The 17,100-nt window shown below is 49.2% G+C and carries 14 protein-coding genes; all 14 read left to right on the top strand.

Going from position 1 to position 17,100, the window contains the following annotated elements; translation table 11 throughout:
* The first annotated feature begins 189 nt into the window (after window positions 1–189).
* The 14 genes from NYE72_RS06615 to NYE72_RS06680 all read left to right on the top strand — a co-directional run bounded on the left by NYE72_RS06615 (window position 190) and on the right by NYE72_RS06680 (window position 16,788).
* Window positions 190–1,350: a BMP family ABC transporter substrate-binding protein gene (locus NYE72_RS06615; protein WP_036680038.1), complete on the top strand. Its 1,161-nt coding sequence runs from the start codon at window positions 190–192 to the stop codon at window positions 1,348–1,350.
* Window positions 1,351–1,459: 109 nt separating this feature from the next.
* A complete protein-coding gene (locus NYE72_RS06620) occupies window positions 1,460–2,992 on the top strand; it encodes an ABC transporter ATP-binding protein (protein WP_339211574.1) in 1,533 nt (510 codons plus the stop codon).
* A complete protein-coding gene (locus tag NYE72_RS06625) occupies window positions 2,989–4,131 on the top strand; it encodes an ABC transporter permease (protein ID WP_326047403.1) in 1,143 nt (380 codons plus the stop codon). Before NYE72_RS06620 ends, NYE72_RS06625 begins: the two co-directional genes overlap by 4 nt.
* A gap of 3 nt (window positions 4,132–4,134) precedes the next feature.
* On the top strand, window positions 4,135–5,064 hold the full coding sequence (locus NYE72_RS06630) for an ABC transporter permease (RefSeq protein WP_038569247.1): 930 nt from the start codon (window positions 4,135–4,137) through the stop codon (window positions 5,062–5,064).
* 58 nt (window positions 5,065–5,122) lie between these two features.
* Window positions 5,123–6,070: an FAD binding domain-containing protein gene (locus NYE72_RS06635; protein WP_326047404.1), complete on the top strand. Its 948-nt coding sequence runs from the start codon at window positions 5,123–5,125 to the stop codon at window positions 6,068–6,070.
* A complete protein-coding gene (gene pucD, locus NYE72_RS06640; protein ID WP_339211577.1) occupies window positions 6,057–8,351 on the top strand; it encodes a xanthine dehydrogenase subunit D in 2,295 nt (764 codons plus the stop codon). Before NYE72_RS06635 ends, pucD begins: the two co-directional genes overlap by 14 nt.
* Window positions 8,338–8,874, top strand: a complete 537-nt coding sequence (locus NYE72_RS06645; protein WP_339211579.1) for a (2Fe-2S)-binding protein — start codon at window positions 8,338–8,340, stop codon at window positions 8,872–8,874. Before pucD ends, NYE72_RS06645 begins: the two co-directional genes overlap by 14 nt.
* 3 nt (window positions 8,875–8,877) lie before the next feature.
* A complete protein-coding gene (gene uraD, locus NYE72_RS06650; RefSeq protein ID WP_036680026.1) occupies window positions 8,878–9,390 on the top strand; it encodes a 2-oxo-4-hydroxy-4-carboxy-5-ureidoimidazoline decarboxylase in 513 nt (170 codons plus the stop codon).
* A gap of 43 nt (window positions 9,391–9,433) precedes the next feature.
* Window positions 9,434–10,384 carry a factor-independent urate hydroxylase gene (gene pucL / locus NYE72_RS06655; RefSeq protein WP_254924561.1) on the top strand — a complete coding sequence of 317 codons (951 nt, stop codon included), beginning with the start codon at window positions 9,434–9,436 and terminating at the stop codon, window positions 10,382–10,384.
* Window positions 10,384–10,788, top strand: coding sequence for a hydroxyisourate hydrolase (gene uraH, locus NYE72_RS06660; protein WP_038569253.1), 405 nt, complete (start codon window positions 10,384–10,386; stop codon window positions 10,786–10,788). Before pucL ends, uraH begins: the two co-directional genes overlap by 1 nt.
* A 33-nt stretch (window positions 10,789–10,821) precedes the next feature.
* On the top strand, window positions 10,822–12,216 hold the full coding sequence (locus NYE72_RS06665) for an allantoinase (protein ID WP_038569254.1): 1,395 nt from the start codon (window positions 10,822–10,824) through the stop codon (window positions 12,214–12,216).
* A complete protein-coding gene (locus NYE72_RS06670) occupies window positions 12,213–13,469 on the top strand; it encodes a M20 family metallo-hydrolase (RefSeq protein WP_339211582.1) in 1,257 nt (418 codons plus the stop codon). Before NYE72_RS06665 ends, NYE72_RS06670 begins: the two co-directional genes overlap by 4 nt.
* A 34-nt stretch (window positions 13,470–13,503) precedes the next feature.
* Window positions 13,504–14,736: an alanine--glyoxylate aminotransferase family protein gene (locus NYE72_RS06675; protein ID WP_339211584.1), complete on the top strand. Its 1,233-nt coding sequence runs from the start codon at window positions 13,504–13,506 to the stop codon at window positions 14,734–14,736.
* A 234-nt stretch (window positions 14,737–14,970) separates the two neighbouring features.
* Window positions 14,971–16,788: an adenine deaminase C-terminal domain-containing protein gene (locus NYE72_RS06680; RefSeq protein WP_038574201.1), complete on the top strand. Its 1,818-nt coding sequence runs from the start codon at window positions 14,971–14,973 to the stop codon at window positions 16,786–16,788.
* The last annotated feature ends 312 nt before the right edge of the window (window positions 16,789–17,100 follow it).

A 17,100-nucleotide genomic window follows, 5' to 3' on the forward strand; every position in this document is an offset into this window, starting at 1 on the left:
GTCATATAATATGACACGAAACTCACCATACCAAAACCAATTAGTGCATTACACACAAAAAAAGTTCTGATTCTTATATTCATATACAAACGTATGTTATATAAATTTACGCCAAGGCCACCTCTAAGTATAGTAGAAGTACATTAATGGTTGCAGCCATGATGAGAGATGATTTGGAGGAGGAGAATTATGAAAAAAAGGGGTCAGTTCATAACATCTTGTCTTGCATTAATGGTTCTAATGACGGTGGCTTTGGTGGGGTGTGGCAGCAATAATAATACTTCTACAAATGCAACGGAGGCACCAGCGACAACTACAGCGGCAACAGAGGCAACTGCAACAACAGAACCGGCTGCAAAGAAACCGACGGTTGCTTTTGTTTATATCGGACCTCCAGGGGATGGCGGCTACACATACCAACATGATCAAGGACGGCTGTATATGGAGAAGGAGCTAGGGATTAAAGCTGACTTTGTAGAAAATGTCCCTGAAAGTGCTGACGCCGAACGAATCATCACCGAGCTTGCACAATCACACGACATCGTGTTTACAACGAGCTTCGGATATATGGATTTTACATTAAATGTAGCGGGCAAATTCCCCAACGTGAAGTTCCTGCATGCTTCGGGTTACAAAACCGCAGAGAACATGGGAACCTACTTCGGGAAAAACTATCAGGCCAGCTATCTGAGCGGCATAGCGGCAGGAAAAATGACCAAAAACAATCAGCTTGGTTATGTGGGCGCTTTTCCGATCAGCGAAGTGATCTATAACTTGAATGCTTTTACCCTTGGAGCACAAAGTGTCAATCCTGATGTAAAGGTGAATGTGGTATGGACGAATACATGGTATGACCCGACGACTGAACGTCAAGCGGCAATCAGCTTGCTGGATAAGGGTGCGGATGTGCTTTTGGCCTATCAGGATTCACCTGCAACACTGCAGGCTGCTGCTGAACGAGGGGCATTTGCCGGGGGAAATGACTCGGATATGAGCAAATACGCTCCGGACAATTATTTGACGAACCCGGTATGGAATTGGGGGCCGTATTACGTAAAAGCTGTGCAGGCAGTTATGGATGGAACCTGGAAGAGCGAGCAATATTCCGGTGATATGGCTGACGGTATGGTGGAGCTGGCTCCTTTCGGGAACAAGATCCCAGATGATGTGAAAAAGCTTGTCGAAGACGCCAAAGCCAAAATTATCAGTGGTGAGCTGGAGGTTTTCACAGGTCCGATCTCAGATAATCAAGGGAATGTGAAGGTTCAGGAGGGTCAGAAGCTGACCTTGGAGGAAGTGCTGGGCATGAACTGGCTCGTAAAGGGTGTGGAAGGAACTATCCCGCAATAATGTTTAAAAATAGGGAATAAGATGTGCACAATCTATGGGTGGGGCGGGTTCTGTTAAGCGGAAACTTCCCCACCCGTACTACAACTTGAAGGAAGGAGGGGTTCAGGCCATGCGGGGAACTTCAGTTGAAATGCGGGAGATTGTGAAAAAATTCGGCTCGGTAACCGCCAGTGATCAAGTCGACTTTTCGGCAAATGCGGGTGAGATTCATGCGTTGCTTGGGGAGAATGGGGCCGGGAAGAGCACGGTGATGAGCATGCTGTCAGGGGTGTATAGAGCAGACGAAGGAGAAATCTTCATTCATGGGAAAGGTGCTCAGATCCGTTCTCCTAAAGATGCTGCGCAGCTGGGTGTAGGTATGGTGTTTCAGAACTTTAGGCTGGTGCAAAGCCTCACAGCAGCAGAAAATATCGTGCTTGGCGAAAAGTCGTCTTTCTGGCGCGGCCGTAAGTGGATGAAGAACAAACACAAGGAGATAAAGGCATTAGCGGAACGGTTTGGACTGAATTTCCCGGTGGATCGCCCGATCTGGCAGTTGTCCGTGGGTGAGCAGCAGCGTGTTGAAATCGTTAAGACGTTGTATCGCGGGGCTGACATTATTATTCTGGATGAACCAACCTCTGTACTGACCCCGGGAGAGGTAGAACAGCTATTTGAAACGCTTCGGGTCATGAAGCAAGCAGGAAAGACGGTCATTATGACTACTCATAAAATGAAAGAGGTTATGGCGTCCTCCGATCGGATTTCCGTCATGCGCAAAGGAAAAATGATCGCCACGCTGACCACAGCAGATACAGATGAACTGGAGCTGGCTCGTCTGATGGTGGGCAAGGAAGTAACCATCACCCGTCAAGAACGGGAAGCCACTGAAGGGGATTCTTTATTAGAAGTGAAAGATGTGGACGTATATGCCGATCACGGGCGAAAAGCACTGGATCACTTCTCTCTGAACGTATGTAAAGGAGAGATTGTAGGCGTAGCTGGGGTAGCTGGCAATGGGCAAAAGGAACTGGCTGAAGTGTTAACTGGTCTTAGAGGCTGGAAAAGTGGTGAAATCACGTTTGATGGAAAGACGGTGAAATCCGCTTCGGTTAGAGGGGCAATTGATTCAGGAATCTCCCACGTGCCGGAGAACCGGATGAAGAGCGGTTTAGCTGGACGCCTCGGATCGGTGGATAATCTTTTGTTTAAGTCTTACCGCTCAGAGGAGCACTCCAAATTTGGTTTCTTGAAGTCCGCGAAGAACCGTTTGTGGTCACAGGAGCTGGTCCAGCGCTTTAATGTCAAAACACCTGAGCTGGAGACGCCAGTACAACAGTTGTCAGGTGGTAATCAGCAGAAGCTGCTCTTTGCACGTGAGATCAGTCATCGGCCGAAGCTGATGGTCGCCGTTCATCCGACACAAGGGCTGGATGTAGGTGCCACGGCAGGTGTTCACGACCTTCTTATGGAGCTGCGTGGTTCAGGTAGTGGCGTGTTGTTAATTTCGGAGGATTTAGATGAATTGCTTCAGTTGTCCGACCGGATTCTAGTGATCTATAACGGCTCAATTATTGGTGAGAGTACACATGAGGAAGCGAATCGAGAGAGCATCGGACTACTAATGGCTGGTATTCATAATAGAGAGGAGAGCACCGTATGAGTCTGGAGAATGGAAGAAATACCGCAGCAGCTGTACTGGAACCCCTCCCCTCACACTCCGGAAAACGATTCTCTTTACGTTTCGAATACGATGCCAGCCGCATCCGTTCTCCTTGGTGGACACCTATTGTATCTATAATTTTAGCGCTATTGTTGTGTGCCCTATTTATTGCGGCGAATGGCATGAATCCGGTGCTGGTCTATGAAAAAATGTTCCGTGGCGCATTTGGCACTGCGTATGGGCTCACGGAAACGATGGTTAAAGCGATCCCGTTACTCTTATGTGGGCTTGGGATTGCTGTGGCTTACCGCATTTCGGTATGGAATATTGGAGCAGAAGGTCAGCTAACCGTTGGGGCTATGGCGGCCACAGCGGTCACGATTTATTTTCCTGACTTACCTTCATTCTGGTCCCTGAGCTTAATGCTGCTGTTCGGGATTGCCGCGGGTGCGTTTTGGGGACTACTGACTGCTATTCCGCGGACGTTTTTTGGAGTGAATGAGCTAATCACTTCATTAATGCTGAATTATGTTGCCCTATTGGCGCTCGATTACGTGGTATTCGGACCCTGGAAAGATCCTAAAGGATTTAATTTCCCGGGATCACCTATGTTTACTGCGGCTCAGTCGCTGCCCGTTCTCGGAAGTACAAGATTGCATATTGGATTGTTATTTGCACTTATCGCCGTTGTGATTTATTACTTAATGATTCGTTTTACCAAGTGGGGTTACGAGCTCCGGCTGATTGGGGCCAATCCTGTTGCAGCCAGATACGCGGGGATTCCTATCAAGCGCCATATTATTATCGTCATGCTGATCAGTGGGGGGCTCGCCGGGATCGCTGGCATGGCGGAGGTCTCCGGTGTTACACACAAGCTGATGCAGGGCATTTCACCGGGTTATGGATACACCGCCATTATTGTAGCTTGGCTGGCTAAATTGAATCCACTCGGTCTAATCGTTACTTCTATTTTATTCGGTGGCTTAATTGTTGGCGGATATAGTGTTCAAACCATCGGGCTGCCCTCATCGATATCAGAAATGCTGCAGGGCTCCATCCTGTTTTTCTTGATTGCTGGCGATATGATCTATCGTTTCCGCATTCGCCGTAGCCGGGTTCAGCTGAAAGAGGGGAGATAGACAATGGATTTTACAACACAGCTACTTATTGCCGCTATTTCCGCAGGGACCCCGCTGCTGCTGGCTACGCTGGGAGGCATTCTAAATGAACGAGCCGGCATTATACAGCTTGGGGCTGAAGGTCTGATGCTGATGGGAGCGGTCATCACTTGTATCGTGTATATTCGCTCCGGAAACCTGCTGCTGGCTCTGCTGGCTACCGTAGCTGTAACGGCTGTGCTTGGTTTGCTGCATTCTTTTCTCTGTGTGACCTTGCGGGCGAATCAAACGATGTCCGGTCTTGCGATGACCCTGTTCGGCAGTGGGTTGAGCGCTTATCTTGGTAAACCGATCAGCGGCATTCCTTTGCCGGGAACCTCCCCTAAGCTGCATCTGGCTTGGCTGGAAAATGTACCGTTCATCGGAAAAATATTCGGCAACATGGACTACCTAACCTGGTTCAGCCTGCTGCTAGTGCTTGCTCTGCATCTGCTAATTCACCGCACTTCATGGGGCCTGCATTTGCGGGCAGTCGGAGACAGTCCGGCTACCGCAGATGTGATGGGGATCCGTGTACAGCTTATCCGCTACAGCTATGTGATCACCGGTGCTGCTCTCATCGGCCTGGCCGGAGCGGATATGGTATTGGCCTACGCGCCAACCTGGAATGAAGGGCTGACAGCCGGCCGGGGCTGGATTGCGGTAGGGCTGGTGATTTTCGCCAGATGGAATCCGCTGCGTGCCTTGTTCTGCGCCTACTTTTTTGGGGCATTGGATTCACTTGGCTTCCGTATTCAATTGCTGGGCAGTGCAGTTCCGCCCTATTTTCTCAAAATGATTCCGTACCTTGTGACCATTCTGGTCCTGATGTACCTGGGGTACCGCAATCGCAACAAACCATCCGGCACACCGGAGGCGCTCGGAGTTCCTTATATTCGGGAACAAAGGTTTTAAGGCAGGCTATACGAGAAGGGAAGCGGCAATCTGGTACTCAAAAAGGGAGGCGGAGTGTATGGGAGCTATACGGGAAGAGGAAGGAAGGCTACCTGAAGTAATTCAACCCCGCAGCCTGCACGAAGCTTGGGAGAGAAAAACGGCGTTTGGAGACAGTGCCCGATATGTCGCAGGAGGAACACTGCTGAGAACAGGGTGGGAAAATGGAACAGCTCTTATGCCTAAACAGCTGATTGATCTTCGGCAAATTACAAATCTCGGCGACATTACCTTAACGGAATTTCACTTATCTCTGGGCGCTCTTGTTCCACTCTCCCAGTGCCGCAGTAATGAGCATTTGCAGGCCGTAGCTCCTGCGCTGCAAGAGGCTGCACGTTGCATAGCGGCTCCGTCGGTGCGTAATCTTGCCACGCTCGGGGGCAATATCGCTTCTGGCTTCGGAGATATTCTACCTGCGTTACTGGTCTATGACGCGGAGTTAATCTCCTTTGACGGCAAATTTATGACGGCACTACCTTTGATAGAGTGGCTAAACAATCACTGGAGCGGGATAAAACCTGCGGCGGATCTTGTGGCTGAGATTCGCATCTCACCTACTCGCTTAGAGAGTCCGTTAACGGATAGGCTAGAAATTTTTCGTAAGGTTGGCCGCAGGGAAGCGTTCACCCCTTCACTTGTAACGGTAGCAATCTCAGCATCAATCGATGAGGAACACCGTTTCCGTGAGGTGCGTATCGCCGCAGGTGGGGGCTCTGGTCGGCCACAGCGACTAAGTAGGGCTGAAGTTATGCTTGAAGGTGTGAGGTATACAGATGAGCTGTTGGCTTCTTTATATGAAGGGGTTGAGAACAGCTTTGAGACGTATAGTGATCCCTTTGCAACAGAACTTTACAAGAAAAAGACTGCTGGGAATTTGGTTGTATCTGAGCTGTGGAAGGCTATGAATATACGGAGTTTAGAGGTGAATAACCCGACGAAAGGAGAGAGGGAAAATGCTGCTGAATAAGGAATCCAGCGGTAGCCGCTGGCGTACACGACCTGATGGAGAGGGCAAGGTATCCGGTAAGCTGCAGTATTTGACCGACATGAGGGCAGAAGGAATGTTGATCGGCCGCGTGCTCCGCAGTGAGCAGGCACATGCTCGTATTTTGTCCATACGCATTGAGAAGGCCGTTGAAGTCCCTGGTATACACGCTGTAATCACTCATGAGGATGTGCCCGGACTTAACGGCTTTGGCATAGCTTTGCCGCATCAACCGGTATTTTGCAGTGACCGTGTGCGTTACACTGGCGATGCGATTGCGGCAGTTGCGGCTGAGACGGACGAAATTGCGGAATACGCCTTATCTCTTATCGAAGTGGATTATGAGCTTCTACCCTTGCTGGAGAATCCGGAAGAGGCGATGAAAAAGGACGCAATTTTGCTGCATGCCGAGGGAAACGTGCTTCATCATACGGAATATCGGAAAGGGGAGCCGGAAACGGTATTTACGGATTGCTGTCATGTGGTAGAGGAGACTTACTATACACCACGCCAAATGCACACCTATATGGAGACTGAAGGTGGACTGTTTATCCCAGAGGATAACGGACGGCTTACCGTATATTCAGCTACACAACATGGGTTGATGGATCGCCTGCAGCTATCCAGAATTCTGGCTATTCCTCAAGAAGATATTCGCGTCATCTCGAGTCCTATCGGCGGGTCCTTTGGAGGAAAAGACGAGCTGAATGTACAGCCGTATGGAGCGCTGCTCGCCTTGCGGACACTCCGTCCGGTAAGACTGCATAATTCGAGAGCTGAATCGGTACGTGCAGGACTAAAACGCCATCCCATGAAAATCACCATGAAGACTGGCTGCGACCCCGAAGGAATCATCAGGGCACATCAGGTCAGAATTATTTCGGATACGGGAGCTTACGCAACACTGGGGGCGGAGGTGCTCAACTTTGCGACAGAACATGTGATGGGCCCCTATATCATCGATCATGTGGATGTGAAGGGTTTTGCTGTATATACCAATAACGGTGTATCTGGTGAGTTTCGCGGTTTTGGCGGCAATCAGGCGATTTTCGCTTTGGAGGGACAAATCGATCGGTTGGCTGAGCGATTGCAGATCGATCCGTGGGAAATGCGCCGCCGCAATTTGCGTAAATATGGAGATCTGGGGCCACTGGGTCAGGAAATTGCTCAGACCGATGGTGCCTTTCAGGTGTGGGAAGCGCTGGCGGGTTCGCCTCTTATGACTGAGGCCGCATCTACAGACAGTGATTCAGGTGTTGTGGAACCTTGGATCGTAACTGGAACGGGTGCTGCTATAGCTATGCATGGTGCAGGACTTGGTTATGGTATTCCCGATCCGGCGGGTGGCAGGCTCTCTTTGACGCTAGAGGGCAAGATTGAGGCGGTGTTTGGTTACGAGGAGTTTGGTCAGGGGTTAATCGCAACAATGGAACAAATGCTGATTGAACAGTTTGGCTTGGCGGCAGAGGATCTAAGCATCGTCATTGGCGATACGGATGTTGTGCCCGATAGCGGATCTAGTACGGCTTCCCGATCAACCAGCATGATGTGGATGGCCTTGAAACGGCTGCGTCCAGACTTCACCGCTCGAGTGCTGCAGGCAGCTGCGATGATAAAGCCAGAGCTGGATAACTATGAAATGAAGCTCGGCCCTGGCGGCATTTGGCTAAAAGACGGCGGTCTGCTTCTGACTTACAAGGACTTGGCACAGCGTATTTCAGAACCCATTGTCTGTAATACAAAGTTTACTTATCCAACCACACCCTTTAAAAGAGCGGGGGCACATTTCCTATACACCTATTCTGCAATCGCAGTCCGCGTGGAAGTTAATCTGCTTACTGGACGTGTTCGTGTACTGGACCAATATCATGCGGTAGCGGCGGGACCGGTGGCTAATCCGCAAGGTTATCTTGGACAGATCGAAGGTGGCAGCAGTATGGCGGTCGGCTTCACCTTGTCAGAGGATGCTGTGATGTCTGGAGGCAGCTATGTCACCAAAAATTTAGACACCTATTTGGTGCCGACCATTGCCGACATGAATGGCAGCATTCAGGTGCAGCCGATAGAGGATTTGCCGGATCATGACACGTACGGTCCTCGCGGCATTGGAGAGGTGGGTTCCGTCAATTTAGCTCCGGCAGTCGTGTCCGCCATATTTCAGGCTGTAGGGAAGCGGGTAACCAAGCTGCCCATTGATCCCGAATGGCTGCAGTCTACACCGTTTATTCCACAAAAGGTGGTGAACATCCATGCCGAGTCATAATTCAGATCCCAATCTAGATGAAGATAACCTTGCCCCCTTATCGTCTGAGGAAGCTTTTGCAGAAGAAAGGTTCACCTTTAATTGCAATCTTAATGGGAAAGCGATATCCACAGAGATTCCACCCTCCCGCCGGCTTTTAAATGTCATACGTGAAGATTTGGAGCTGACCGGCACAAAACGTTCTTGTGAGATTGGCCGCTGCGGGGCATGTATGGTGCTGGTGGATGGACGTCCAGTGAATTCATGTCTGGTTATGGCCTATCAATGCTCAGGTGCGGAAATTACAACAATTGAGGGTCTTAGTGAAGTAGGCCTGCATCCCGTTCAGCGGGCTTTTTTAGAAGAGGGGGGGTTCCAATGCGGTTATTGTACACCAGGGATGGTTATCTCGGTGGTTGCTCTGCTGGAAGAGAACCCGCATCCTACTCCGGCTGAAGTGGAAGAAGCTTTATCGGGTAACATTTGTCGCTGTACAGGGTACGGAGGCATTTTACGAGCTGTTAACAAAGCTATTGGAGGTTGAGTGGTGGTCGTTTCTGAAGGCAGGTTTACGTTGGAAGAGATAAATGCCATGAGTATAACGGATTTCGTGAAGCATCTAGGCGGCATTTTTGAACATTCACCGTGGGTAGCAGAGGAGGCATATAAGCAGATTCCGTTCCATTCTTTAGAGCATTTGCATAGCACAATGATGCAGACCGTACTGAGTGCTGACCGGAGCCGAATGGAGGGACTATTAAAAGCTCACCCAGATTTGGCGACTAGGCTTCAAGTTACGGCTTTGTCTGCCTCAGAGCAGCAGGGAGCTGGACTGGATCGGCTAACAACGGAAGAGTTCAATCTATTAAATGATCTGAATCGAAAGTATACGGACAAATTTCATTTCCCTTTTATTCTAGCTGTTCGTGGCAAAAACAAAGATGACATTATCAGCGCCATTGGAGTGCGAGTAGAGCGTTCCCCTCAGGAGGAATGGGTTCAAGCCTTTTCTGAAGTCGGTACAATTACGAGATTTCGCCTAAGTGATTTAATTATTTAATTATTCATTCATTCATTCATCATAAACGGGGAGGGTGTCAGCCATGCTGGAACCAATTAACGGACGTACAATGTTTTATGGAAAAAGTGATGTGCTAACTTATCGTACCTACGCTAAACCGCTGGCCGTTACCCCCGTTCCCGAATCTTCCTTCACGGGCTGCGACAACATTATATTCGCACATAATATTACATTCGCAGTCACGGGCGAAGCGTTTCTTCCTTCTTTTTCAGAGGGGGATAATTCCATGGTCGTTGCTACCGATTCTATGAAAAATTTCATCCTGCGCAATACCGCGGACTACACTGGAAGCACAACGGAGGGGCTACTGCAGCTTCTAAGCAGCCGTTTTCTCGATAAATACGATCATGTCACCGCAGTTTCAGTTTCCGCAGACCGGTTACCTTTTGAACAGGTGATGGTGCCCGGGGTTGACGGGCTTAAACAGAGTCATTTAGTACTGCGTCACTCCAATAATGAATCTTATTCGGCTTCGTTAACTATAAAACGTGGAGAGAATGGGACTGAGGTTATCGCTCATGAATGCCGATTGAAGGATTTACAGCTGATAAAAGTAAGTGGAAGCTCGTTTTATGGATTCGTCCGTGATGAGTATACAACATTGCCGGAGAGCTTTGACCGTCCGCTTTATATTTTTCTGAATATTAACTGGACCTACAGTGATGTTGAACATGCTCTGGATGGAGATTTAGGCCAATATGTGGCTGCGGAGCAGGTTCGCGATATCGCCCATAGTGCTTTTCATGAGCTGAACAGTCCTTCAATCCAATCGTTGATTTATCAAATTGGGCTGCGCGTATTGTCCCGTTTTCCACAGCTGGCTACCGTTTCATTTGAGTCCAATAACCGGACTTGGGAAACCATTGTTGAGCCTGAAGAAACTAAAGGTGGAGTCTTCACCGAACCTCGTCCACCCTATGGTTTTCAGGGCTTTTCTGTCAGCCGTGCAGATCTGGCCGGAGAGACAGCGTAATGAGCGGGCGTCTTACCACCCATGTGCTGGATCTGTCGCGGGGGATTCCTGCTACAGGTCTGACGCTTCAGCTCTGGAAGCTTACGGATGGGATGAGCAAGCTTCTGTGTGAAGAAGTCACGAACAGTGACGGGAGGCTGGATGCTCCGCTGCTGGAGGGAAACGAAATGGAGGCTGGATGTTACGAACTGCTGTTTATGGTTGGCGATTACTACCGTAGAGCTGATGCCAAAGCGTCAGCAGCTGGCATAGAAGTAACAGAAAGCTCAGTAGACACTCAACGTGAGATGTCTTTTTTTCTAGAACAGATACCTATTCGCTTTCATATAGAGAGCTCCATGCAACACTACCATGTACCTTTGCTAGTAGCTCCTGGTGGATATAGTACGTATCGGGGAAGTTAGGAGAAAGTTGACGACCGGAGGAGGTGGCAGCTCATGAAGGAATCCTATGAACTTGTGATTAAGAACGGGAATGTAGTGCTGCCCGATCAGGTACTCAAGCTGGATATTGCAGTATCAGAGGGTAAGATTGTCGCACTTGGAGAGGAACTTTCGCTTGCGCCGCTAACCAAAGTCATCGACGCAGATGGGTTCTATGTCCTCCCCGGTATGATTGATATGCATGTCCACTTTAATGAACCAACGTTTGGACATTGGGAAGGTTTTCGCAGCGGTTCTGCGGCGTTGGCAGCTGGCGGCTGCACAACCTATGCAGATATGCCGCTTAACGGCAATCCACCGACTGTGAACGAGGCTGCACTTCGTCAAAAGGTAGATGCTGCGGCTGGAAACTCTGCCGTTGATTATGTGCTGTGGGGTGGGCTCGTTCCCGGCAATCTGGATGATTTAGAAGTTTTGGCAGCCTCTGGTGTCACTGGGTTTAAAGCCTTTCTCTCCAATCCTGGAGGGGAGGGCGAAGGCAGATTCCGTGAAGTGGATGAGGATACACTCTATCAAGGGATGCTGCGAATCGCTTCTCTGGGCGGGATTTTGGCGCTGCATGCAGAAAGTGAGGCTATCACGGCGGTGTTGACCGCAGATGCAGTGCGAAATGGCAGAACCAGCGCAAGTGATTTTGCGGCTTGCCGCCCTGCTGAAGCAGAGCTGGAGGCAGTGTCCAGGGCGCTGCTGTACAGTGAACGAACGGGCTGCCGGTTGCATTTTGTTCATATCAGCACGGCCGCCGCCATTGAGAAAATCTATGAAGCTAAGCTTCGAGGTCTGGACGTTTCGGCAGAAACCTGTCCACATTATCTGGTCCTCACTGAAAATGATATGAAGGCTTTAGGTCCTGTGGCGAAGTGTGCGCCTCCGCTGCGAAGTGCGGTGGAGCAGGAGAAGTTATGGGAGATGCTGGCCCAAGGCAAAATCGATTTGATTGCTTCGGATCATTCCCCCTGTCCAACGGAATTGAAGGTGAAGCCGGACTTGTCTTTTTTTGCAGCGTGGGGTGGGATCTCGGGTGCGCAGAGCAGTCTGGAGCTTATGTTCCATGAAGGCGTGAATGTGCGGGGGCTGGCTGTTACATTAATTTCTAGTCTACTCGCAGGGCAACCCGCAAAACGTTTTGGAATAGAGCATCGCAAAGGCGCTATAGCTCTAGGTCTAGATGCCGATCTAGTTCTGCTTAATCCAAGCACAACCTATACGCTGACTGCGGAGGATTTATTGTATCGCCACAAGCACAGCCCCTACATTGGAAGAACTTTATCCTGCAAGGTAGTTGCTACGATCTGTCGCGGGAATGTGGTCTATACCTCTGAAGAAGGAGTGATCAGTGAGGGGGGGGGACAGTGGCTGCGAATTAGGAAGGAGCAGTACAGCCTATGAATGATTCCAGAGTTCAAGCATCGACTCAGAAACTGCTGGACCTGCTGGAGGAGCTGGCGGCATTCAGCACAGCTGGGCCAGGAGTTACTAGACTGCTATATACGGAGGAATGGAGCCGGGCGCAGATTTTTTTGCAGGAAAAAATGGCTGGGCTCGGCTTAGAAGTTTCCGTAGACAAGGTTGGCAATGTATATGGACGATTGAGTGGACGCGATCCGCAGCAAAAGGTTATTTTAACCGGATCGCATATCGATACTGTAGTCAATGGCGGAAAATATGATGGTGCCTATGGGATCGCTGCGGCTATGATTGCGTTTCAAGATTTGCAGAGGAACTTTGGCCAGCCGCAGCGGACGCTTGAGGTCGTATCTTTTTGTGAAGAAGAGGGGAGCCGATTTCCGCTTGCTTATTGGGGTTCGGGCCATGTCACGGAAAGGTATGACGGAAGCGAGGCCGAGACCTGTATGGATGCAGAGGGCGTGACGTTAAAAGCAGCAATGGCACAATCCAGCTTCTTACAGGACATAACGGGGGAGAAAGCTTCTAAGCGGACTGGAGTCAGAAATGATATTGGTGCTTTTGTAGAACTGCACATCGAGCAGGGGATTATTCTGGAGAAGACGGACACTCAGATAGGCGTAGTTCAGGGGATTGTTGGCCAGAGACGATATGTGGTCAAGGTCAGTGGTATTGCTAATCATGCGGGCACGACACCGATGTTTATGCGGCAGGATGCACTGGCTAGTGCGGTTGAAATGCTGTACGTGCTTGAAAGTTCTGCTAAAACGGCTGGTGAACCTCTTGTAGCAACCTCGGGTAAGTTTGAGGTGAATCCGAATACGCCAAATGTGATCCCGGGTGAGGTTCTTTTTACATTAGATATCCGCCATAGTGAAGAGGACGAATTGGAACGTTTCTGTGAGAAGCTTCTTGCGGAATGTAATGAAATTGCCGTTAAACGTGGGGTAACTCTGGAGGTTACATCCGTGCTCCACACAGTCCCTGCGCCTATGGATATGAAGCTATCTGCAATGCTGGAAAATATCTGCCGCCAACAGGGGAAGACGTACCGCACGATGGTAAGTGGAGCGGGACATGATGCCCAGCTATTGGCGCCGCGTTGCCCTACTGCGATGATATTTGTGCCAAGCCGAGCTGGCATCAGCCATTCTCCGGAAGAGTATACCTCCCCTGAGCAGCTCACGGCTGGGCTTGAGGTTCTGACTGCGATGTTATATGAGTTAGCTTATTAAAAAGAGTTCGCCGAACTTTTAAGGGAGGATCATCATGAAGCGTTACGAAGATTTGTCGCCGTCCCAACGCTGTATTATGACTCCGGGTCCGGTCGAGGTAGATCCGCGTGTACTGCGGGCGATGTCTTTTCCGGTGCTGGGTCAGTTTGATCCAGAGTTCACCTCTATTATGAATGAAACGATGGAAATGCTGCGGGAGCTGTTCGCTACTCGTAATTCATGGGCTTACCCTATCGATGGTACTTCTCGTTCTGGAATTGAAGCCGTGATGGTTAGTTTGATCCTGCCGGGTGAGCGTGTGCTGATTCCGATCTTTGGCCGCTTCGGACATCTATTGCATGAGATTGCTGAAAGATGTGGCGCTGAGGTGTTCGTGCTGGAAAAGCCATGGGGGAGTGTGTTTGAGCCGGATGAAGTGATAGCAGCTATGGAGACTTTTAAGCCACATGTGGTGACAATGGTTCATGGGGAGACCTCTACAGGACGTGTGCAGCCACTCGCGGAAATCGGTAGAGCTTGCCGCCGGATGGATGCTTTATTCATAGTTGATGCAGTTGCAACCATTGGGGGCCTTCCTGTCGAGACAGATGCTTGGATGTTGGATGCCGTCGTTGGCGGTACACAGAAATGTCTGTCCGTCCCTTCCGGAATGGCACCGATAACGTATAATGATCGTGCTGAAGCTAAGCTCATGACCCGAAAACGAGTAGAACGAGGGATTAGAACAAGTGATGTCCAGCCAGGTGACTTATCTTTTGTCCGCAGCAATTATTTCGATCTCGGCATGCTTCAGGATTACTGGAGTCCACAACGTCTCAATCATCATACAGAGATGACCTCAATGCTTTATGCACTGCGGGAGGGCTTGCGGCTTACCCTTGAAGAAGGGCTGGATGCCAGATTCGCCAGACATATCCTCCATGAAAAAGCACTTGTAGCTGGATTAAAAGCTATGGGTTTAGAACTATACGGGGATCCTTCCTGCAAGCTTACTGTTGTTACCTGTGTGCTGATCCCTGAGGGGATAGATGGGGAAGCTGTCCGTTCGCTGCTGCTGGGGCGGTTCGGAATTGAAATTGCCAGTTCTTTTGGACCGTTAAAGGGAAGGATCTGGCGCATCGGTACGATGGGTTTTAGCTGTCGTGAGAATAACGTGTTGCGGCTGCTTGGAGCGCTGGAAGCCGCATTACAGCGTCATGGATTTAAGGGGCCTTGCGGGTTTGGGGTTCAGGCAGCACTTGACGTATATGAGGCAAAAGTAAGATAATCGTTGGAATAGAGCGGATGGCGGGAGAGTAAAAACAGGGGCATGTCCGGATGGTTTGGACAATCTTTGGGAATAAGTAAACGGCTATCATCTACAGGGATGATTGAGCCGTTTTTTCTTACAAATACAGACCTGCGCAACTATATTATCCTAGGCTTAATAGTTAGGCAATCCTCTATGATTACGGATCTATTCACTACATCAAGACAACACTTGGATACTAACGGGGGAGAGATGAAGATGACAACTTTTACAAGAAAGCCTTTAGCAGATTGTGTACCTGAGCTTGTGGCTACGGCAAGAGGCGATAAACCGGCAACACTGGTAATTACAGGTGGAAAGCTGGTTAATGTATGCTCTGGTGAAATTCTAGAAGGAATGTCTGTTGGTGTTCAAGGTGGACGAATTGCTTATGTTGGTAAAGATGTGACACATATGATTGGCGAAGGAACGCAAGTTATTGATGCGAACGGCAAGTATATAGCTCCGGGATTGCTCGATGGCCACTGCCATATTGAGAGCACCCAGCTAACCGTTACTGAATTTTCCCGCGCTGTTCTGCCGCTTGGCACAACAGGTGGTTTCTTTGATGCGCATGAGATTGCTAATGTATTCGGGCTGAAGGGTATTCAATTGATGCTGGATGAGATGCGGGGTACGCCGTTAGCTGCTTACATGCAGGTGGCTTCTTGTGTGCCTGCGGCAGGTGCGGAATTCGAGACAACGGGTGCCTCAATGGGTCCTGAAGAAGTTGCCGAAGCTTTTACTTGGGGCAAAGATGTGATTGCTCTGGGCGAAGTGATGAATTTCCCTGGCGTTGTTTACGGCGATGAGAAAATGCTTGGAGAGATTCAAGCTACGCTGCGGGCAGGCAGATTTGTTGACGGTCATTTCACATGGCCTTCCAGCGACTGGAGACTGCCAGTGTATGCTGCGGCAGGGGTGACTGGTGATCATGAGTGTGTTACAGCAGACGATGTGATTGAGCGCGTTCGACTGGGCATGTATGCCAAAATGCGCCGGGGCTCGGCTTGGCATGATGTTGCCAAGACCATCACCGCTCATACAGAGCGTGGACTTGATCCGCGCCGCATGATGCTGGTAACTGACGACCGCAGCTCGGAATCGTTACGCGACGAAGGTCATATGGATTTCGTTGTTCGCCATGCGATTGCTCAAGGCGTGAAACCAGTAACAGCCTTCCAAATGGCAACTATTAATACAGCAGAGCGTTTTGGGTTGTCTCAGGATATCGGATCTATTACTCCAGGTTCTTTTGCGGATATTATTCTGCTGGACGGGAATTTGGCCGATGTTCACGTGGTACTTACGATTGCCGCGGGTGTAGTAGTTGCCGAAAATGGTGTGATGACGGCAGAGCTTGCTAAATTCACTTATCCAGAGGAAGTTTTGGCTTCGGTTCATTTGCCACAGCGTCCTACCGCCGAAGATTTCATTATCGCGGCTCCAATTGAAACAGGTGAACTTACTGCAAGAGTTATTAAAGTAAGAGAAAATCATGTAGAGACCATTGAACGTATAGTTTCGGTACCTGTAGTGGCAGGGCAGTTGGATGTAAATGCTGTGGAGGGTCTGTGTAAAATCGCTGTGCTCGAACGGCATAAAGGAACAGGAAATAAATCAGTGGCTGTTGTGGAAGGCATCGGTTTTAAAGAGCCGGCTGCTATCGCAATGACTGTTGCTCATGATAGTCATAATGTACTCGTCATCGGCAATGATAATGAGTTAATGGCTAAAGCTGCGAATGCGGTGGCGGACGCTCAAGGTGGGGTTGCCGTAATTACTTCTAGTGGAGAAACGTTATTCCCGTTGGCCATTGCAGGCCTAATGTCTACAGAGCCATTTGAAATTGCTGCTGAGAAATCAGCTGCGATCAGCAAAGCGTTGTATGATGCCGGCTGTACTTTGAATTACGCGTTTATGACTTTATCGCTGCTTGCTCTGGCGGTTATCCCAACGTTACGTATCACCGATAAAGGACTCGTGCGGATTTCACCTGAGGGAATACAGTTAGTGCCACTGTTTGTTTAAGTAAATTAACTGAAGCATAATCCTAATGCGAAAAACTGTTCTGAGGTCGTAATGACCATTCAGAACAGTTTTTTTGTTTAAATATAAGAAAGTAAAAGCTTCACATGATGCGTAATCTTTATACATCTTATTGTAATGAACAATAATATTAAACAGATTTTTAGAGAATGAAACATTTTTCTGAGCGAAATCCTAAAAAAATATAAATAAAGCATAGTCAGGTGACGATAATAATGTTAAATTAGATAAAATTAAAGTGAATTAATGGAGTTAATTTTACAATAATGGCATATAAAGAATTATAGATAATGG

The sequence above is a fragment of the Paenibacillus sp. FSL L8-0333 genome (assembly GCF_037965665.1).
Classification (GTDB): domain Bacteria; phylum Bacillota; class Bacilli; order Paenibacillales; family Paenibacillaceae; genus Paenibacillus_AQ; species Paenibacillus_AQ odorifer.